This window comes from Pseudomonas sp. IT-232MI5 (assembly GCF_949767845.1).
Taxonomy (GTDB): Bacteria; Pseudomonadota; Gammaproteobacteria; order Pseudomonadales; family Pseudomonadaceae; genus Aquipseudomonas.
This window is the reverse complement of record NZ_CATKQE010000012.1, coordinates 14,067-33,269: the sequence shown is the minus strand read 5'-3', so window position 1 is coordinate 33,269 and position 19,203 is coordinate 14,067. Positions and strand designations below refer to the sequence as shown.

The following is a 19,203-nucleotide window of genomic DNA, read 5'->3' as shown; positions in this document are numbered from 1 at the left end:
TCAAGCTGTGGCAGGTTGCGTCGGGCGCACCGCGGTTTTACGACCGAGCATGACCGTTGCAATCACGCCACACGCAAACAGCCAGGTAATCGGCTCGACATGTTCGCCAAAGAACAGCACCGAAAACGCAATGGTGAAGAAGATCTGCAACAACTGGATCTGACTGACCCGGGCAATCCCACCCATGGCCAGACCGGCGTACCACGCAAAGAACCCAAGAAACTGCGAAAACAACGCCACATACCCAAACGCCCACCAGGTCTTGGCCGATACCGCGCCCTGATGCTGAAGCGCCAGATACAGCACCGGCCCGATCAACAACGGCGTCGACAGCACCAGCGCCCAGCAGATCACCTGCCAGCCACCCATCTCCTTGGCCAACCGGCCACCTTCGGCGTAACCCAAGCCGCCGACGGCAATCGCGCCGAGCATCAACAGATCACCGGCCTGAATACTGCCGGCCCCGGTGTACAACGCATAACCGAGCACCAATGCACTGCCCAACGCCGCACAGGCCCAGAAGGCTTTCGATGGACGTTCGTGGGACAGCCATGCGGCATAGAGCGCAACGCACAATGGTTGCAAGCCGTTGACCAGTGCACCGTGGGACGCGGGCAAGGTTTGCATTGCCCACGCCGACAACACCGGAAAACCTAGAATCACCCCGGCGATCACCATGCTCAGGCCTTTGATTTGCTGCCAGGTCGGCCACTTTTCGCGCCGCCATAACAGAAGCAGCGCCGCCGGAATCGCTGCGAACAATGCGCGGCCCAAACCGTTGAGCAGCGGATGCAGTTCCTGCACCACGATGCGGGTGAAGGGCAGGGTGAGGCTGAAGATCACCACGCCGAGCAGGCCGAGGGCCATGCCGGTGTTTTCGCGCGAGGACATGATGGGGACCGAAATTGAAGGTGGTTGGGAATGACCTTCATCAAGCCATAAACCGGGCGTTGCGGGCTGTTACAGCTAGGCACAGACTTATCCGTACAGTTTGCTGACGCCATCGCGAGCAGGCTCACTCCTACAGTTGAGATGCGTACCCCTGTAGGAGTGAGCCTGCTCGCGATGGCGTCAACTCGGTAGTAGCCCGTTGTTACCCGTCACTGTCGAATAGGTCTACCTTGAATACTCCCAAGCATTCCCCCAGAGGAGACCTCCCCATGGCCGCGAAAAAGATCCTGATGCTGGTCGGCGATTACGTCGAAGACTACGAAGTGATGGTGCCATTCCAGGCCCTGCAAATGGTTGGTCATACCGTCCACGCCGTATGCCCGGACAAGGCTGCCGGCAAAACCGTGCGCACCGCGATCCATGACTTTGAAGGCGATCAGACCTACAGCGAAAAGCCCGGCCACCTGTTCGCCCTCAACTTCGACTTCGCCAAGGTCAGCGAAGCCGATTACGACGCGCTGTTGATCCCCGGCGGTCGTGCCCCGGAATACCTGCGCCTGAACGAAAAAGTCCTCGACCTGGTGCGTGCCTTCGACAAGGCCGGTAAACCGATTGCTGCCGTTTGCCACGGCGCGCAACTGCTGGCAGCAGCGGGCATTCTGGAAGGTCGCGAATGCAGCGCCTATCCAGCCTGCGCGCCGGAAGTGCGACTGGCGGGCGGGACGTACATCGATATTCCGGTGACGGACGGCCACGTTCAAGGCAATCTGGCCACGGCGCCGGCATGGCCGGCGCATCCGAACTGGCTGGCGGGTTTCCTCGGCTTGCTCGGCACTAAAATCACCCTGTAACGAGGATCCGCTGATGTGCGAGCTCTACGTCAAGGCTGACCCGATTCTTTATGAGTCACGCTCGCGTTCGCTGCGCATCTGCGGCGTGGTGACGACGCTGCGCCTGGAGAATCAGTTCTGGGACATCCTCAGCGAAATCGCCGAGGTCGACGGCATGACCACCAACCAACTGATCGCCAAGCTGTATGAAGAGGTGATGGATTATCGCGGTGAGGTGGTGAATTTTGCCTCGTTCCTGCGGGTGAGTTGTATGCGCTATCTGAGTCAGCGGCGGGTGAGTGCGCCGGAGTTGTCGGTGGTGCGGGCGGTGGTGAAATAGGCCAGACCGGGTTGACCCCATCGCTGGCAAGCCAGCTCCCACAGGTATTGTGATGCGGCACAGTTATAGGGCACACCAGACCTCTGTGGGAGCTGGCTTGCCAGCGATTGGGCCGGTACAGGCGACAGAAGGCTGGGGCTGGTCTTTACTCATTTGCGCGAAATCTCTCAATCGCCAAGGAGCAACGAACATGTCCGGATGGTACGAACTCAGTAAAAGCAGCAACGGCCAGTTCAGGTTCGTGTTGAAAGCGGCGAATGCCGAAACGATTCTGACCAGCGAGCTGTACACCACTCGCGCAGCGGCCGACGGCGGCATCGCGGCGGTGCAAACCAACAGCCCGCTCGATGAGCGCTACGAGAAGAAATCGACGAAGGACGGCCACCCGTACTTCAACCTGAAAGCGGCCAATCATCAGGTCATCGGCAGCAGCGAAGCGTATTCATCGGATGCGGCGTGCGATAAAGGCATTGCCAGCGTCAAGGTGAACGGGCCGAGCAAAGTGATCAAGGACAAGACTTTGCCGGTTCTCTAAACCCGCTTTCAAATCCAACACCATTCCTGTGGGAGCTGGCTTGCCAGCGATGAGGCCATTTCATTCAGCATTGATGTTGAATGATTCACCGCCATCGCTGGCAAGCCAGCTCCCACAGGTTTTTGCGTTGTCAGTGGATCAGCGCAGGGTTTTCAGGATTGCTTGCAGCTGCGTCTGGCCCGCCTCACTCAACGGGAATACCGGCAAGCGCGGATCACCCACCTCCAGCCCGGTCTGACGCAATCCGGCCTTGATCGTCGCCGGCAACCCACCCTTGAGGATGAAATCCAGCAGCGGCAACTGGCGGTAAAACAAATCCCGCGCGCGATCCAGATCGCCGGCCATGGCCGCGTCATAAAGATCCAGATTCAACTGCGGGATCAGGTTCGGTGCCGCCGTGCACCAGCCTTTCGCCCCGGCCGCAAACGCCTCCAGCGCCAGCGGATTGCAGCCGTTGTAGAACGGCACCTGACCTTCACCGAGCAATTGCAGCTTGTGCATGCGCTGGATGTCGCCGGTGCTCTCCTTGACCATGGTCACGTTGTCCACGGCATTGACGATGCGCAGAATCAAATCCACCGACATGTCAGTGCCGCTGGTGGCCGGGTTGTTGTAGAGCATGATCGGCACGCCGATGCGCTCGCCGATGGCGCGGTAGTGGGCGAGGATTTCCGCTTCGCTGAGTTTCCAGTACGAAGCCGGCAGCACCATCACCACGTCGGCACCATGGGCTTCGGCGAAACGCGCGCGGCGCACGGCTTTGGCGGTGGTCAGGTCGGACACGCTGACAATGGTCGGCACGCGTTTGGCCACATGCTTGATGCTGAACTCGGCGACCTGATCCCACTCCGCGTCGCTCAGGTAAGCGCCTTCGCCGGTGCTGCCCAGTGGGGCGATGGCGTGGACGCCGCTGTCGATCAGGCGATCGATCGATTGCCCGAGCGCTGGCAAATCCAGCCCTTCGCCATTGGCGCCGAACGGGGTGATGGTGTAGCCGATGATGCCGTGAATAGTGGACATGGGAATCTCTCCGTAACAGGTTTCAGTTCAGGCAATCGGCGTGTTGGCGCAGGTTCTGCCGGGCGTAGTAGTTGAACGCAGCGGCGTGGCGCTTCGGCTTGGCGATCCAGTCGTGCGCCTCACGGCCCAGCTCAGGGATGATCGGTTTGATCGTGCCGGCGGCCATCGCCAGTAGTTGCAGTTTGGCCGCGCGTTCGATCAATTGAGCGATGACGCAGGCTTCTTCAATCGTCGTACCGGTCGACAGCTGACCGTGGTGCGAAAGCAGGATCGCGCGTTTGTCGCCCACCGCACCGGCAATCAGCTCGCCTTCTTCGTTGCCCACCGGCACACCCGGCCAGCCCTCGAGAAATGCGCAGTCGTCGTACAGCGGGCACAGGTCCATGTGGGAAATCTGCAGCGGTACTTCCAGCATCGACAACGCCGCCACGTGGGTCGGGTGGGTGTGGATAATGCAATTCACATCCGGGCGTGCGCGGTACACCCAGCTATGGAAACGGTTGGCCGGGTTGGCCATGCCGTGACCTTCGAGGACTTCCAGATCCTCGTTGACCAGCAGCAGATTGCTCGCGGTGATTTCGTCGAAACCCAGGCCCAATTGCTGAGTGTAATAGGTGCCGGGCTGCGGGCCACGGGCGGTGATTTGGCCGGCGAGGCCGGAGTCGTGGCCGTTCTCGAAGAGAATCCGACAAGTCAGGGCCAGCTTTTGCCGGTCTGTCCACGTATTATCCGCCAGGCTTTTTTGCATCTGGGTCAGTGCTTGCTTGACCAGTTGGTCTTTGGGTAGTGCTAATGTCTTGGCCATGTCTGTGTCCTTTGGGTGATTGCAAATGACACGAAAGAGGCTATATGACACAAAGTGTCATTGGCAAGCACAAATCGTCGCTTCCTTGCTGGAATAACTGTCGCGCATGTCTATCCGTTTGAAATTGTTAAGAAAAAAACTTGGCGTAACCCTTGAGGCACTGGCCGAAAAGTCCGGCATGACCAAGAGTTATCTGTCGAAAGTCGAGCGCGGGCTGAACACCCCGTCGATTGCTGCCGCGTTGAAACTGGCGAAGGCGTTGAACGTGAAAGTCGAGGAATTGTTCTCCGAAGACAACGTCAGCCTCGACAGCTACAGCCTGGTGCGCAGCCATGAGCGCCAGTCATTGGCGGCCAATGACCAGAGTCCGGGATATGCCGTGCTCGCGCATCAGGTCAGCGAGCGCAACCTGCTGCCGTTCATCATCTACCCGCCGAGCGAGTTCACTGACAAAACCTTCAAGGAGCATTTGGGCGAGGAGTTTCTGTTCGTCCACGAAGGGCAGGTCGAAGTGGATTTCATGAACGAGAAGGTGCTGCTGGAGCGCGGCGACGCGCTGCACTTCAATGCGCAGAAACCTCACCGGATCCGCTCGGTTGGCGAGGTGCAGGCGCAGTTGCTGGTGGTGGTACACAGCGCCGAAGAATGAACCTTAGAGTCAAAAGATCGTCCGAAGGCTCGGGCCGCGTTCGGACGATCTTTTGATCTTGCTTTAAACCTCGACCGGCACCGACAACTTAGGGCTGCCGAGCGCATGGCTCTTGGCATCAAAAAACCGCAACTCAACGCCCGTGCCTTCGAACACCTGCGCGTAATGCCGCTTCTGATGCTGAACGAACGCCGCACTGCGCGGATAAATCGAGATCGCCACCGTTGCAGGTTTCGCCAACCGCAGCGCCCGAACGATGTGCGCATCCTGCTCGCCCAAGGCATGGCCAAAGATGCACAGACTGCCGCCATGCCCGAGCAACTGCTCATAACAGAACGACAGGTAATCCGAACTGCGAATAGTCTTGAGCTTGTCCGCACTCGGTCCTTCGGTGACGAACAGCGGCACGTCATCCAGTGTCTTGATCGTGTTGTTGATCGCAAAACTACCGAGCAACGTGCCCTCGGTTGAAGTCAGTTTGCGCGCCGTGCCGTCCTGATTGCGCACCAGATGCAGACCGCCGTGCAGGTACAACAGGCGCGGTTTGTCGGTGGCAGTTTCGCTCAGATCAAAACTCGCATTGGCGCCGTTGAACAGGTCGTCGATGGCGTCGCCTTGATGTTGCAGCGCCCAGTAATTGAGCAAGTCGTAGTTGGTGGTGAACACGGTGCGATAGCGCGCCAGTTCTTCGTTCAACGTCGCCAGCGTCGAAGGCTTCACCAGTCGCCACGGAATGTGCACGGCGTGCACGGTGTTGATCAGCGCTTCCTTGATCGCGTAGTAACGATTGCGCGGCGCCGCCGAGCTGACAGCCAACGCCTTGTTGACCCGGCTGGTGGTTTTCAGTGCGCCGAGTACCTGCTCGAAACTGCGCGTCTGCATCGCGTCGAACACCGCCAGTTCCGACGGGCTCAGCGGTTTTTCTTCGACGGTGCGGGCGTTTTCAAACAGCGAGTCGTAGCCGAAGTCGTCCCACACCGCACGGCTGGCGCCATTGCCTACCAACAGACCGTTGAAGTCGGTCGCGGCGCGCAGAGTGTTCCAGTCTTCGAGGCTGGCGTCGACATCGAGAAAATCGGTCATTGCGTAGGCGGTCTCAAAACAAAGGGGCTGATGGACGGCGACTTTATCACGAGCGGGCATTGAGCCAGATCAACATCGCTCGTGACCGATCGGTCGATGCTGTGTCTATCCGCCGAACCGGAGCAGTCGATTCGGCCCCTGTCAGGAGATGCGCGCATGACCAGCACCTTTTTCATTCCGGCGGTAAACATCATGGGCAACGGCTGCCTCGATGAAGCTATGGTCGCCATTCGCAACTACGGTTTTCGCAAAGCGTTGATCGTCACTGACACGGGGCTGGCCAAGGCTGGCGTGGCCACGATGGTTGCCGAGAAACTGGCGATGCAGGACATCGATTCGGTGATTTTCGACGGCGCCAAACCGAACCCGAGCATTGCCAATGTCGAGTCGGGTCTGGGGCTGCTAAAGGAAAGTCGCTGCGATTTCGTCGTCTCGCTGGGCGGCGGTTCGCCGCACGACTGCGCCAAAGGCATTGCCCTGTGCGCGACCAATGGCGGGCAGATCCGTGATTACGAAGGTGTCGATCAATCAAGCAAGCCGCAACTGCCGCTGATCGCGATCAACACCACCGCCGGCACCGCCAGCGAGATGACCCGGTTCTGCATCATCACCGACGAATCACGGCACGTGAAAATGGCCATCGTCGACCGCAACGTCACACCGCTGCTGTCGGTCAATGACCCCGAGCTGATGGTCGCCATGCCCAAAGGTCTGACGGCCGCCACCGGCATGGATGCGCTGACCCACGCCATCGAGGCGTATGTCTCGACTGCCGCCAATCCGATCACCGACGCCTGTGCGCTGAAAGCCATGACCCTGATCAGCAACAATTTGCGCCTGGCTGTGCGTGACGGCAGCGACCTCGCCGCGCGGGAAAATATGGCTTACGCGCAGTTCCTCGCCGGCATGGCCTTCAACAATGCCTCGCTCGGCTACGTGCATGCGATGGCGCATCAATTGGGCGGGTTCTACGACTTGGCCCATGGCGTGTGCAACGCGGTGCTGCTGCCTCATGTGCAGACGTTCAACGCGCTGGTGTGTGCCGATCGGCTGACCGATGTTGCCCACGCCATGGGCGCCGATATTCGCGGTTTCAGCGCCGAAGAGGGGGCGCAGGCGGCGATCAATGCGATCCGCTGCCTGGCCAAAGATGTCGAGATTCCCGATGGCCTGCGCGAATTGGGCGCCAGACTCAGTGACATTCCGCTGCTCGCCAGCAATGCGCTGAAAGACGCCTGCGGTCTGACCAATCCTCGGGCGGCGGATCAGCGCCAGATCGAGGAGATTTTTCGTAACGCGTTTTGAGCGGTTACGACGGGGTCAGCCCTTGCCCTCAGAGGTCACCGTAAACGTTCGAACACGGCCCCAATCTGACAATTTTCCATTGATATTGTGAATGGCGGATATTCGATACCTGCCTTCCTTCAGGGGGAGGGTAGGTTGAGTATGCCATTGCTTTTCGCTGTCGACGTCGGCTCTGGCAATCTCCAGGTCGTTGTCCAAATCGATAATGCTAACGATGCCAGTGGGCTGCGTGACATCGCCATAAAAGTCCGGAACGGCATCTACCTCGGCTTCTTCCTCCGGTTCCATAACGACCGGAATGTTGATGGGGGGCCGCAAGTGCACCTTGTATTTGCGCTCCTCACTCCAACCTGACTCGACGCCTTCCACCTCCTGGCGGGCTTTAATCCCATGCTCCCCCGAGGACTGGGCTCCGCTGAAGCTGAACGCCCATCGTCCATTTTTGCTGACCTGTCCTCCACCCAGCGAATGCGTCTCTTCAATGTCCCAAACCTGCACCAGAGCACCCGGTATACCGCTGCCGAGAAACAGTGTTGCTACCCCCGTGTTCTTGTCCTTTTCGGGGTACGTGATGGTTGGGGGCGGGACAGGTTGCGTGTTGGGCTTGTCGGGAGTGCTCATTGTGTTTCTCGTTTCAGGCTGATTTGAAACGAAACACTGGCACGGCGTGTCCCGTTTAGAACCTGTAAGAACTACCAGTTTTTTAGCTTTTTTTGCTTGATACGCAATTTCATTTTCTTCTAAAAAACTGTCATTTCTGTCAGTTGTCCGGCGTGGCTACTTCGGATCGAATGCTCTGACAACGGGGGTCGACGTCGATCTCTCAAGGAGCACGCGAACATGCCGAAAGCCACAGCACCCACAGTATCGAAAGCCCCCAAAACAGCAAAAGCACAATCAGCAGGAGAGCTGGATGATCGCTTTGGCCTGCGCACGCTGAATTTTCCCGGAGCGAGCAAGACCATTGGTCATGGGGTGGCGATAACGCCGTCAGGGCAGATCATGGTCAGCGCAACCGTTGAGGTATCAGACCTTTCGTACTACGGCCTGGCGCGTCTGGATGCCAATGGCAATCCAGATCCGGGCTTTGGTAATGGCGGCTATCTTCGCGGCCGATTTGGCAATGGTCTGCTCTCGCAAGCCGGACAGTTGATCGTGGATGCAACCGGCCGGATCTACCTGTGCGGCGTGATTGGCGAGAGCAAAGACACAGCCATCGAATACCAACAGGTCATCGCTCGATTCATGCCCGACGGCTCGCCGGATACCGGGTTCGGCGACGATGACGATGACCATGACCATAAAAGCGGTTATCGGGTTGTGCCCACGCGTATTCCTCTGCTGACAGGCGCCACGGGTGGCGGTCTGATTCTGGCGAAGTCCACGCCCCTGGCGGCGGAGCCGGACAGGCTGCTTTTCGTGACCTCGCAAAAGGGCAGTGGCTTGCTGACGCGCTTCCTACTGGATGGCTCCGACGACTCATCGTTCGCTGCCAACGGCTGGATTGTCCTGACGCTTAAGGAGGTGGCAATTTCATTGCGAGGGATCATCCAACTCGACGATGGGCTTATTCTGGTGCATGGCAAAACGGAAATAACCAATCAGGGATTGGTCATGGCGTTCGACAGCAGCGGAAACGTCGCAGAGGCGTTTGGCAACAAGGGGACATTGCTGTTGAACCTTGAACAGGATGACAAGCCGCTCGAAAGCTCGGTCGAGCAGGTCATTGTGCAAACGTCAGAGCGCTTGCTCTTGCTCGGTTCGGCGGTCGAAGCGTCGGCAGGGGACAAATTCCAGCACGCGTTTATCAGCGGCATCACCCACACCGGCGAAAAGGATGAAGCATTCAATGGCAAATATCCGGTTATCACCCCTGCGACAGGGACCCTCGATCTCAGGAGCTGGACGGAAGGGTTCGCCCTGGATGACAGCGCCGGCCATCGAATCGTCACGGTTGGACAAACCTCGGGGGGCACACGAGGTTTACTGACGGGAGGCTTTTTGGCAAATGGCGCCGTGGATCCGGCATTCAACGTCGAGGGTGCGGCGCAGATCGAGTGGCCTGCGAAGAGTGCCTGTATGCAGAATTCATCGGTGCTGGTCTTGGGGAACAGAAATGGCAGGGTGCAACTGATTCGCTTGCTAACCGCATCGGTCAGTGATCTGTGAAATCCCCCCGTCGGTTGATTGGCAGAACGGCAATCCTCCGAGATCGGTGGCCTGCTGTGACGCGTTCGCAAACAAGCCCGCTCCCACATTGAAATTCGATCCCCTGTGGGAGCGAGCCTGCTCGCGAAGACTGACTTCCAGACACTGAAAAACATCGATTCAAACGATCATCCAGCAGCCACTGTATTCTTCTCAAACACCCCGCCAAACTGAATCAACACCACTCCGGCAATCAACAACAGCGCGCCCGATACCCGCGATACCGTCAGTTGTTTTTCAATCAGCCCGAACCACCCGAAGTGATCCAGCGCCATCGACGCAATGACTTGCCCTGCCAACGCCAGCGCGACAAACCCTGAAGCGCCAAGCTTGGGCAACAACGCTACCGCCAACGCAACAAAACACACACCAAACGCACCACCGGCCCACATCCACAACGGCGCCTTGCTGATAAACGCCAACGACGGCAACGGCAAACGCAACGCCAGAATCACCGGCAGCAACACGATCACGCTGACCAGCAACGACGCCAATGTCGCCCACAACGGATGTCCCAGCCCACGCGCCAGATTGCTGTTGATCGCACTCTGAAACGGCACCACCGCCCCGGCAAACGCGGCCAGCACCAGCAAACCGGCCCACTGCAACGTACTCATGTTCATCACTCCAAGAGGTTTTGCTGGACTCTAGGGTATTCGTCGAGCAGATTTAAATTCCGTTTCGTCATCCAGTACATGCATCAGATGAATGATCTACGTCGTATCGACCTCAATCTGTTGGTGATCCTTGACGCCCTGCTCAGCGAGCAGCACGTCACCCGCGCCGCCGAGCGTTTGCACCTCAGTCAACCGGCGGTCAGCCATGCGCTGGCACGGTTGCGCGATCTGCTCGGCGATCCGCTGCTGGTGCGTGCCGGCTCGACGCTGGTGCCCACCGCGCGAGCGCTGGAACTGGTCGCGCCGCTGGCCGAAGCGTTGGCTCAGGTGCAATCGCTGCTGGCGCCGAACACCTTCGATCCGGCGAGTGCGCGCAGGACGTTTCGCGTGGCGATGTCGGACTACGGCGCAGCGATCATTCTGCCTACGCTGATCCGCACCCTGCGCCGGGAAGCGCCGGGGATCGACCTGCAAATCAGCCATGCCAGTCGCGAAGGCATGCTGGAAGGCGTGCTCAATGGCGATATCGATGTCGCCGCCGGCGTCTTCCCGGAAATGCCCCACGAACTGCGCAGCTCGGTACTGTTTGAAGAGCGCTACGTCTGCCTGCTGGATCGCCAGACGTTGCCGGGCAACGGTGTTCTGGATTTGCCGACCTACCTGTCACGTCCACATGTACTGCTGGAAATGCGCGGCAGCGGCACGCCGGAAATCGAGCGCGCATTGACGTCATTGCGTGAGCGTCGCCGCGTCGCGATCAGCCTGCCGCACTGGAACGTCGCGCCGCAGTTCATCAGTGGCACGGATCTGATTCTTACGGTGTCTTCACGCAGCGTGCGCGAGATTGATCAGCGCGAACTGATCGTGGTGCCGCCGCCGTTCGAGATTGCGCCATTCACGTTTGTGCTGGCGTGGCATAAGCGGCGGGGCGGGGATCAAGCGTTGAACTGGTTGAATCGGACGATTGAGGAGGGGATAGTGCGCGGCTGAAAAGGTACAAGGAGAAGGAAGTGACAGTGAAGTCTGGCTGGATCGGGTGTGCGGTATTGTGCGGGTGGTTGCTGGCGGGGCAGGCATTGGCCGATTGCACACCGGCGCCAACGGCGCATGAGATGGATTTTTCCGTCTGTAAGGACTGGCCGGCGTATCCCGGAATGACGCTTACCGCCGTCGCCAATTTCTCACCCGATCCGGTGCATGGCGCATCAGGGACTGTGGGGCTTTACGACTTGCGTTTGGCCTTGGTGGCGAGCGCAGACTCGCAGCCGTTAGCGAGCTTTTATCAGCCCTCCGCATTCTCTGTTGATGCCATCGCGCTGGACGAACTGAAATTCGATACCGCCCGCTATAAGCTCGCGCCGCAATTGCAGGCCTTTGGCGTGCGAGTACGGTTCAAAGGCTCTTCGCGCGTGAATCCTGTGGATGAAACCTGGTTGTCGCTCTATGTGAAAGACGGCAACGCATTGCGTCCTGTCATGAATCGACTGGTGGTTTATGAATATGGCGGGGAGTGGGATGGCAATTGTGCGGGAGAGCGCTACGAGACTACACGAACCGTGGCTCTGGCCAAGACCAGCAGCCATGGCTTTGCCGATCTGATGATCAAAACGATCCGTAGCTCGACCGTTGGCGAGGGCGAGGGCGAGGCGTGTGTATCCAATACCGTCACGCAAAAACCTGTCTTGACGACACTTCGCTATGACGGCAAAAACTACGTAATGCCTGAAGATTTCAAAGGCCTCTAAGACCGATGTCTTTTACTCAAGGAAGAATAATGTTCTCGCGTACTACATTGCTGGGCTCTTTCATCGCGATGGGCCTTTTAACTATGGCCGCTCAAGCCCAGGCCGCTTGCCAGACCAAAGACTTCGACGGCAAATCCCTGTCGCGCTGCAAAGTCTGGCCGGCCGTGCAGAGCCAGGCGATTTCGGTTAAATCCACTTACCTTGCCGACGCCGGCGACGATGAGGCCGGGGTGTTCGATCTGGATCTGTCGATCGTCAATGCGAGCACTTACAACCCCATCGTCACTTACCGTAAACCGGGGGCTTACAACTCCGATGCCGTGCGCTTTGAGGATCTGCGCATCGACACTGCCCGTTATCGACTGGCGCCGGAGGTTCGGGCTTTCGGCTTGCGTTCAAAGTTCGCGCACAGTTCCCACGCCATTCCCTACGAGAAAACCGATCTGGCGCTGTATGTTCGCGAAGGCAATGAGTTGCGTCCGGTGCTGGAGGGCTTGGTGGTTGCCAAGAGCAATGGCGAGTTCATGAATGATTGCGAAGGCTACACAAAGACGATTCGCCGAACCGTCGAGATCGGCTCTTCCAGTCATCATGGTCTGGCCGATTTGATCGTCACGACCAGCGGCAGCAGAATGAAAAACACCCAGTCGGGTAAAGAGTGCGTTTCCAATACCACACGTCTGAAGCAAAAACAGATCACCCTGACCTACGACGGCCAGCAATACATCGTCCCCGAAGACCTCAGAGGTTACTGACCGCATGCTCACCGGCCTCAACCACCTGACCCTCGCGGTCAGCGATTTGAATCGCAGTCTGGCGTTCTATCGCGATGTGTTGCAACTGCGCGTCGAAGCCACGTGGGACGCCGGCGCTTACCTGTCGCTGCCGGGGCTGTGGTTGTGTCTGTCGCTTGATCCGCTGCGTTCAAGCGAACCGTGCGCCGATTACACCCATTACGCTTTCAGCCTCAATGCAGCCGATTTCTCAACGTTCGTGCAGAAGCTAAAAGCGGCAAACGTGCAAGAGTGGCGCGATAACCGCAGCGAAGGCGCATCGTTCTACTTTCTCGATCCCGATGGCCACAAGCTCGAAGCGCATGTCGGCGATCTCGCTTCACGGCTGTCGGCGTGTCAGCAAAAACCGTACGCCGGCATGCGTTTTTACGACGAGTCATGATCAGACACATTTGTCTGTTATAGACTGGCGGCCACGTGTTCTGGCGCTTGCAGGTTTTCCATGACTCCATCGTTGCTAATGGCCGTGCTGGCCTCGGGTTTCATTTATGGCATTACGCCCGGGCCGGGGGTGCTGGCGGTGTTCGGCATTGGTGCAGCCCACGGGCGACGGGCCGGGGCGGGGTTTCTTTGCGGGCACCTGCTCGGTGATGTGGTCTGGTGCAGCACGGCGCTGATCGCGATTGTCGGCGCCCGGGAAATCGGCAGCACCGCGTTTGATGTGCTCGGTGTGCTCAGCGGTTTGTACTTGTTCTGGCTCGGCTGGCGCGCGGTGCGCGCCCAGCGTCGCAACGGTGACGAGCCGCAGGGCGCGGCGCGCAATCCGTTCTGGCACGGCATTCTGTTCGGTTTGACCAATCCCAAGGCCTATCCGGTGGCGGTCGCGACCTTCACCGCGCTGTTGTCGAGCCGCGCCGAACTGCTCAACTGGTCGATGCTGCCGGCGTTGATTGCCCTGAGTTTCCTCGGCGGCCTGCTGGCCTACGCTATTCTGATTGGCGTGGTCGGCGCGCAACGGGTACGCACGCTGTATCAGCGTCATGAGTTGCTTATCACCCGCTTGTGCGGCGTGATGTTTATCGGTTTTGCCATCAACGCGCTGGTGCATGCACTGCCGGGGCTGATGCCGAACAAGGCTTGAAAATGTGTGCAGGGAGGCGCAATAAAAAGGTCAGGGATGGTTGATCAGTGCTGCATTGTCCGGACACCCACGCTGAACCATGGAAAGCCGAAATTCCGCGCCGTTGGCGAGTTTTATCGATTTGTTGCTGGACGCCGTCTGCGCGGTCGACAAGCAGGGTCGTTTCGTTTTTGTCAGTGCCGCTTGTGAGCGTGTTTTCGGATATTCGCCTGAAGAGTTGATCGGCCGGCAAATGATCGAGCTGGTGCACCCGGCGGATCGGCAGCGCACTCTCGCAGCCGCAAACGAAATCATGGGCGGCGAACCCAAGCTCAACTTCGAAAACCGTTACCTGCGCAAGGACGGCAGCGTCGTGCATATCCTCTGGTCGGCGCGTTGGTCGGAAGTCGATCAACTGCGCATCGCCGTGGCGCGCGACATCACCGAGCGCAAACAGGCCGAATCGCGCCAGGCAGCGTTGTACGCGATTTCCGAAGCGGCGCATGCGGCGGAAGATCTGCTGGCGCTGTTCAAGCGTATTCATCTGATCATCGGCGAATGGCTGCCGGCGATGAATTTCTCCGTGGCGCTGTACGACGAGCACTGCGCACAACTGAATTTTCCTTATCACGTCGACGATCACGAATTGCAGCCCGAGCAACCGGGCACCGTCACCGGACGCCTGTGCGCGGAAGTTATCCGTAGCGGCCAGCCGATTCTTCTGACGCCGGACAGTGCAGATTCCCCAGCCGATTTCGCCGAACTGGTGGCCGGGCAGAACGCGCCTTGCTGGCTCGGTGTGCCGTTGAACTCGAAAAACGGCACCATCGGCGCCTTGATCGTCAAAAGCCTGCCCGGCGGCGAGCGCTACACCGAGCAAGACAAGGAACTGCTGCAATACGTTTGCGCCCAGGTCGCCACGGCCATCGAGCGTCAGCAATTGCACGCCCGCCTGCGACGTATGGCGCAGTACGACCAACTGACGCAGCTGCCCAATCGTGAATTGCTGCGCGATCGCTTGAAGGCTGCGTTGGCCAGCGCGCGCGAGCAATCCGGGCACATGGCCTTGTTGTATGTCGATCTGGACCGCTTCAAACAGGTCAATGACACCTTTGGTCACGCCGTCGGCGACATGCTCCTGCAAACCGTAGCCAATCGCCTCAAGGGCTGCGTGCGGGAAACCGATACCGTGGCCAGAATCGGCGGCGATGAATTTGTCGTGTTGCTGCACAGTGTCCAGGTCTCGGAAGATGCTGACGGCGTGGCGGAAAAAATCCGACAGGTGCTGGTGCAACCGATGCGTCTCGATGGCCACAACCTGCACATCGAACCAAGCATCGGCGTGGCCCGCTATCCAGAGCACGGCAGTGAAGAACAGCAACTGTTCCGCCATGCCGATCAGGCGATGTACGCCGCCAAACGCTTGAACCATCACGCGTTGAATAGTTGATCCGGGGCCGCCGTTCGTCGCAGCGACTGCAATTTTTCTAAACCTTTGCCGGCCAGAAAATTCTCAATCTAGGCGGGCACCTGCTCGCCACGATCATTACCAAGAGGTAGAGAATCATGCCTAACTCAAGAAACTCGAACTCGGGAAACTTCGCCAACGATCGAACGAAGGCCTCTGAAGCAGGTCGCAAAGGTGGGAAAACCACCACAACGACCGTCGACAAAGAGCCAAAACCAGACATGGGCCGCAAGCCCGCTCAGAAATCGAAGTAGTCGGTGAAGGTAGTTTTGATTGAGAGGCGGGGGCGTAAGCTCCCGCTTGAATTTTGCAAGTAAGGAGGGCGCGACCATGAGCCGAATGGCCACCCGTATACGCACCATGAGTTTTGCATCGCTATTGGGCCTCTGTGCCAGCAGCGCTTTTGCCCAGTCGCCCGCCGATTTCATCAACGATGCCTCGGCCAAAGGCATGGCCGACATCGAGGCCAGTCGTCTGGCCCACAGCAAGGCCGAATCGAAAGAGGTCAAGGACTACACCATCGTCGTCATCAACGACCGCACGACGGCCAACCAGCACCTGGCGAAAATCGCCAAGAAACTTGACCTGCCCGTCGCGCCTCGTGAAGAGCTGGCCGACAAGGCCAAGGAATTGATGCCGCAAGTGACCGACGGCGCCTCCTTTGATCAGGCCTACGCCGCCAGTCAGGTCAAAGCCACTGAAGAGGCCATTGAGCAGATTCAGCAGGAAGCGCAGACCACCGACGTGCCGGAGATCAAGGCGTTTGCTGACGAGACCTTGCCGAAACTGCAAAGCCATCTGGAGATGGCTCGCCAGTTGCAGGCCAGCCGCTAATCAAGAGCAAAAGATCGCAGCCTTCGGCAGCTCCTACTCAATCCCTGTAGGAGCTGCCGAAGGCTGCGATCTTTTGCTTTCAATCCTCAACACTCATTTAAATCCTGCTTCGACTTACTCTTATCGCCCAATCCCTCAAGATTGAACACCTCACCCTCGCCCAGCGAGCGGTAGTGTCTGCGCAACGCCTCCAGCTGCTTCAAATCCAGCGCCTCCAGCCCGAGCATCGCGTTCTGCGCTTCTTTGGTCACCAACAGCAATTCATCGATTTTCAAATGAAGAATGTCGGTGTCGCGGTTCTGCGTGTTCTGAATCAGGAACACCATCAGGAAGGTGATGATGGTGGTCGAGGTGTTGATGATCAGTTGCCAAGTGTCGTTGTAGTCGAAGATCGGCCCGCTCAAACCCCACAACCCGATCAGGATCAACGCGCCCATGAAGGTCTTCGGACTACCGGCCCATAGAGCGAGCTTCTGGGAGATTTTTGCGAATTTCATAGCCGTGTTCCTTATTGGGGGAATGCTTGAAATTCAGACATTGGCGGCGTTATGAAAATTCTACTTACATCCATGCCCTTTCGATAAAAACACGGTCGCGCGAAGTCCGCCTGATAGCGAAACTTTCATTGTGTAGGTTTGTGGCTAGTATCAAGTGGCGATCAAATTGCCAGTAGCCCATTACACGGACAGACATCACGCAAGAGGCCACTCATGGAATTCTTCGAAAAGTTAGCCAGCCTAGCCGCCAAAGTTCGGTTGCAGAGCGCAGCAATCCAGACGGAAGAAGCAACGAAAAATGCATTCGTCATGCCATTTATCAGTACGGTGCTGGGCTACGACGTCTTTGACCCGACTGAGGTGACGCCAGAGTTTGTCTGTGACATCGGTACGAAGAAGGGCGAGAAAATTGATTACGCCATCATGAAGGAGGGCGAAGTACAGATTTTGATTGAGTGCAAAAAGATCGGTGAGCCTCTGCATATCAATCATGCCTCCCAGTTATTTCGTTACTTTCACGTCACCAGCGCTCGAATCTCCATCCTCACCAACGGTCAGGTCTACAAGTTTTTTACCGACCTGGATGCGCCGAACAAGATGGATGAAAAGCCATTTCTGGAGCTGGATCTTCTCGATATCGATGAGTATTCGGTTCCAGAGCTGATCAAACTGACGAAGTCGGCTTTTGATGTGGACTCGATCATCAACGCCGCTGGCGAATTGAAGTATGTCAGCCAAATCAAAAAGGTTATCGCTGCTCAGGTCAGCAAACCGGATGATGACTTCGTTAAGGTTTTTGCCTCTCGTGTTTACGACGGTGTGATCACTCAAAAAGTACGTGAGCAGTTTCATGAGCTGACGAGAAAAGCCGTTGTGCAGTTTTTGAATGACCAGATCAATGATCGCCTCAAATCGGCAATGAGTGGGGCTATTCAACCCGCGTTGACATCGTTGCCGTCCGCTTCTAGCGGCACTGATCCAGTAGATCCGAGGGATGAGTCAGACGACAAAGTCCTGACAACTCTGGAGGAACTTGAGGGCTATCACATCGTTCGTGCGCTAGTTCGGTCGGTGGTCGATGCCAAGCGAATCGTTCAGCGTGATACGCAGAGTTACTTCGGGATACTGCTGGATGACAACAATCGCAAACCAATCTGCCGGCTGCATTTCAATCGGTCACAGAAGTACATCGGTATATTTGATGAGGAAAAAAATGAGACCCGTCATCCGATCAGCTCTGTGGATGATATCTACGAGTATTCGGATCATCTGAAAAAAACGGTCGGCTATTACGACTGAAAATGAAACCGGCCTTGAGGGCCGGTTTTTTGTCGATTAGTTCGTGATTTTCAGTCCTAACGTCCAGTGGAAGTAACCCACCACTTCACACTGCTGATTGACCAGCATGAAACTCAGTTCGCATTGCACATCGCCAGGTTTCTTCGGCGTGCAGGTCCAATAGTGGTCGTCAGCTTTTCGACTGCCCGGCGTGGTCGGGTCGTCCGGGTTGGGCGCGGGCACCGTCAGGTTGGTATGAATTTGCAGGTTCGGTTCGGAAAGCACACCGCTGTCAGCCACGGTCATGCGGTACACAACCACACTGTGTTCGGCGATCAGGCTGACGGAGCGTCCACGAACGTGCAGGTCGCAGCCAGTTTCGACCTGGATTGTTATTGAGCTGTCATTTGTGACTATTTCTTTCGGGTTGTTACCCGTTGCGAAAAAGATAAAACCATCGGTAATGCTCGTCGGCGCGGCGGCGTCAAGACTTGGATTTGGGTAATGCTTCAGTACTGATTCGGCATCGACGATCAGCAACACGTTGTGTGCGCTGCAAACGCCGGATGAGGGCGACGGGATCGGTTCGCTGGTCATCATGGATTCCTTTCATGATGTTGGCACAAAACGACAGCCGCTTCGGTCAAGGCAACACTTCCTGTTCCGGCCGCAGCGGCAGCGGATCGGTTGAGCCCCTTGTCACCAAAGGGCTCGACACATCATCAGTTATGAATGGAGATGAACGGATCCCACGAACAGCAGCCGATGATCTGGCAGTTGCGATCGACGATCAGGAAGTGGAAGTGATAGGTCACGCGACCACAGTCGAGGGTTTCGGATGACCAATAGTGGTTGTCGACTTTCTGGCAGCTTGGTACGGATGGATTGCTCGTGTTGGGCACAGCAACGCACGCTGTGGCCTTGCGCGGCGAGGGCGGCGAGATCAGATTCTCTCCGGCGTTGGGGACGAATTTGTAGAAAATTACCGCCTGTTCGAAGCTCTGCGACAGGCTGGTTTCACGCCAGCGGATCAGATCGCCGACCTGAGCCTTGAGATCCAGTTCGCCACCGGCCTGACCACTGACGACGTTGTCCTGATTGGTGACCATGTACACATGTTTCCAATCAATCAGCGTTGGGTTCTTCGGATCCTTGCTGATGTTTGGATACTTTTTCAGAATGGTTTCGGTGTCGATGGAAACCAGAATATCCGTCACTCGAGACATGGTGATGCTCCTTTTTCA

The 19,203-nt window shown here is 57.6% G+C and carries 24 protein-coding genes; 15 read left to right on the top strand and 9 right to left on the bottom strand.

The window, feature by feature from the left end; genetic code table 11:
- The gene (locus ACM6JQ_RS12305) at positions 1–891 is read right to left on the bottom strand and encodes a DMT family transporter (protein WP_414893901.1); all 891 of its coding nucleotides are present in this window, start codon (positions 889–891) and stop codon (positions 1–3) included.
- A gap of 269 nt (positions 892–1,160) precedes the next feature.
- On the opposite strand from ACM6JQ_RS12305, the gene ACM6JQ_RS12300 reads away from it, so the two are divergent.
- The 3 genes from ACM6JQ_RS12300 (at position 1,161) to ACM6JQ_RS12290 (ending at position 2,596) form a co-directional block, all read left to right on the top strand.
- Positions 1,161–1,742 (top strand): DJ-1/PfpI family protein, encoded by a 582-nt coding sequence (locus tag ACM6JQ_RS12300; protein ID WP_007916312.1) that lies wholly within the window; start codon positions 1,161–1,163, stop codon positions 1,740–1,742.
- A gap of 13 nt (positions 1,743–1,755) precedes the next feature.
- Entirely contained in the window at positions 1,756–2,061 is a 306-nt protein-coding gene (locus tag ACM6JQ_RS12295; RefSeq protein ID WP_007916314.1) for a ribbon-helix-helix domain-containing protein, read from the top strand.
- Positions 2,062–2,251: 190 nt separating this feature from the next.
- Positions 2,252–2,596, top strand: coding sequence for a YegP family protein (locus ACM6JQ_RS12290; protein ID WP_007916316.1), 345 nt, complete (start codon positions 2,252–2,254; stop codon positions 2,594–2,596).
- A 138-nt stretch (positions 2,597–2,734) separates the two neighbouring features.
- Here ACM6JQ_RS12290 and ACM6JQ_RS12285 read toward each other — a convergent pair whose 3' ends face one another.
- Entirely contained in the window at positions 2,735–3,616 is an 882-nt protein-coding gene (locus tag ACM6JQ_RS12285) for a dihydrodipicolinate synthase family protein (protein WP_414893900.1), read from the bottom strand.
- 22 nt (positions 3,617–3,638) lie between these two features.
- Positions 3,639–4,421, bottom strand: a complete 783-nt coding sequence (locus tag ACM6JQ_RS12280) for an aldolase (RefSeq protein WP_414893898.1) — start codon at positions 4,419–4,421, stop codon at positions 3,639–3,641.
- Between the two features lie 106 nt (positions 4,422–4,527).
- On the opposite strand from ACM6JQ_RS12280, the gene ACM6JQ_RS12275 reads away from it, so the two are divergent.
- Positions 4,528–5,070 carry a helix-turn-helix domain-containing protein gene (locus ACM6JQ_RS12275; protein WP_201227620.1) on the top strand — a complete coding sequence of 181 codons (543 nt, stop codon included), beginning with the start codon at positions 4,528–4,530 and terminating at the stop codon, positions 5,068–5,070.
- Between the two features lie 63 nt (positions 5,071–5,133).
- Here the strand turns inward: ACM6JQ_RS12275 and ACM6JQ_RS12270 are convergent, their stop codons facing one another.
- Entirely contained in the window at positions 5,134–6,153 is a 1,020-nt protein-coding gene (locus ACM6JQ_RS12270) for a DUF4917 family protein (RefSeq protein ID WP_414893897.1), read from the bottom strand.
- A 156-nt stretch (positions 6,154–6,309) separates the two neighbouring features.
- On the opposite strand from ACM6JQ_RS12270, the gene yiaY reads away from it, so the two are divergent.
- Positions 6,310–7,458 (top strand): L-threonine dehydrogenase, encoded by a 1,149-nt coding sequence (yiaY, locus tag ACM6JQ_RS12265; RefSeq protein WP_007911504.1) that lies wholly within the window; start codon positions 6,310–6,312, stop codon positions 7,456–7,458.
- A gap of 15 nt (positions 7,459–7,473) precedes the next feature.
- Here the strand turns inward: yiaY and ACM6JQ_RS12260 are convergent, their stop codons facing one another.
- Positions 7,474–8,079: a hypothetical protein gene (locus ACM6JQ_RS12260; RefSeq protein ID WP_007911502.1), complete on the bottom strand. Its 606-nt coding sequence runs from the start codon at positions 8,077–8,079 to the stop codon at positions 7,474–7,476.
- Positions 8,080–8,298: 219 nt separating this feature from the next.
- Between ACM6JQ_RS12260 and ACM6JQ_RS12255 the strand changes: the two genes are divergently transcribed.
- Complete coding sequence (locus ACM6JQ_RS12255) at positions 8,299–9,627, top strand: hypothetical protein (protein WP_414893895.1); 1,329 nt, start codon at positions 8,299–8,301, stop codon at positions 9,625–9,627.
- A gap of 167 nt (positions 9,628–9,794) precedes the next feature.
- Here the strand turns inward: ACM6JQ_RS12255 and ACM6JQ_RS12250 are convergent, their stop codons facing one another.
- Entirely contained in the window at positions 9,795–10,283 is a 489-nt protein-coding gene (locus ACM6JQ_RS12250; RefSeq protein WP_414893894.1) for a DMT family transporter, read from the bottom strand.
- Positions 10,284–10,361: 78 nt separating this feature from the next.
- Between ACM6JQ_RS12250 and ACM6JQ_RS12245 the strand changes: the two genes are divergently transcribed.
- From ACM6JQ_RS12245 to ACM6JQ_RS12210, 8 genes are all read left to right on the top strand, one after another.
- Entirely contained in the window at positions 10,362–11,273 is a 912-nt protein-coding gene (locus ACM6JQ_RS12245; RefSeq protein WP_176472357.1) for a LysR substrate-binding domain-containing protein, read from the top strand.
- A gap of 20 nt (positions 11,274–11,293) precedes the next feature.
- Positions 11,294–12,028 carry a hypothetical protein gene (locus ACM6JQ_RS12240; RefSeq protein WP_414893893.1) on the top strand — a complete coding sequence of 245 codons (735 nt, stop codon included), beginning with the start codon at positions 11,294–11,296 and terminating at the stop codon, positions 12,026–12,028.
- A gap of 29 nt (positions 12,029–12,057) precedes the next feature.
- On the top strand, positions 12,058–12,783 hold the full coding sequence (locus ACM6JQ_RS12235) for a hypothetical protein (RefSeq protein WP_414893892.1): 726 nt from the start codon (positions 12,058–12,060) through the stop codon (positions 12,781–12,783).
- A 4-nt stretch (positions 12,784–12,787) separates the two neighbouring features.
- A complete protein-coding gene (fos, locus tag ACM6JQ_RS12230; protein WP_414893891.1) occupies positions 12,788–13,204 on the top strand; it encodes a fosfomycin resistance glutathione transferase in 417 nt (138 codons plus the stop codon).
- 60 nt (positions 13,205–13,264) lie between these two features.
- The gene (locus ACM6JQ_RS12225; protein ID WP_095113810.1) at positions 13,265–13,903 is read left to right on the top strand and encodes a LysE family translocator; all 639 of its coding nucleotides are present in this window, start codon (positions 13,265–13,267) and stop codon (positions 13,901–13,903) included.
- A 79-nt stretch (positions 13,904–13,982) separates the two neighbouring features.
- On the top strand, positions 13,983–15,332 hold the full coding sequence (locus ACM6JQ_RS12220; RefSeq protein ID WP_007911486.1) for a bifunctional diguanylate cyclase/phosphodiesterase: 1,350 nt from the start codon (positions 13,983–13,985) through the stop codon (positions 15,330–15,332).
- Between the two features lie 116 nt (positions 15,333–15,448).
- On the top strand, positions 15,449–15,604 hold the full coding sequence (locus tag ACM6JQ_RS12215) for a KGG domain-containing protein (RefSeq protein WP_007911485.1): 156 nt from the start codon (positions 15,449–15,451) through the stop codon (positions 15,602–15,604).
- A 76-nt stretch (positions 15,605–15,680) separates the two neighbouring features.
- A complete protein-coding gene (locus ACM6JQ_RS12210) occupies positions 15,681–16,184 on the top strand; it encodes a DUF4142 domain-containing protein (protein ID WP_007911484.1) in 504 nt (167 codons plus the stop codon).
- A gap of 86 nt (positions 16,185–16,270) precedes the next feature.
- On the opposite strand, the gene ACM6JQ_RS12205 is transcribed toward ACM6JQ_RS12210, so the two are convergent.
- Positions 16,271–16,681 carry a low affinity iron permease family protein gene (locus tag ACM6JQ_RS12205; protein WP_095113808.1) on the bottom strand — a complete coding sequence of 137 codons (411 nt, stop codon included), beginning with the start codon at positions 16,679–16,681 and terminating at the stop codon, positions 16,271–16,273.
- A gap of 213 nt (positions 16,682–16,894) precedes the next feature.
- Here ACM6JQ_RS12205 and ACM6JQ_RS12200 point away from each other — a divergent pair, with 213 nt between their 5' ends.
- The gene (locus ACM6JQ_RS12200) at positions 16,895–17,980 is read left to right on the top strand and encodes a type I restriction endonuclease (protein WP_414893890.1); all 1,086 of its coding nucleotides are present in this window, start codon (positions 16,895–16,897) and stop codon (positions 17,978–17,980) included.
- A gap of 36 nt (positions 17,981–18,016) precedes the next feature.
- On the opposite strand, the gene ACM6JQ_RS12195 is transcribed toward ACM6JQ_RS12200, so the two are convergent.
- Positions 18,017–18,556, bottom strand: a complete 540-nt coding sequence (locus ACM6JQ_RS12195; RefSeq protein ID WP_414893889.1) for an AidA/PixA family protein — start codon at positions 18,554–18,556, stop codon at positions 18,017–18,019.
- A 125-nt stretch (positions 18,557–18,681) separates the two neighbouring features.
- A complete protein-coding gene (locus ACM6JQ_RS12190) occupies positions 18,682–19,185 on the bottom strand; it encodes an inclusion body family protein (RefSeq protein WP_007911481.1) in 504 nt (167 codons plus the stop codon).
- Between the last annotated feature and the right edge of the window lie 18 nt (positions 19,186–19,203).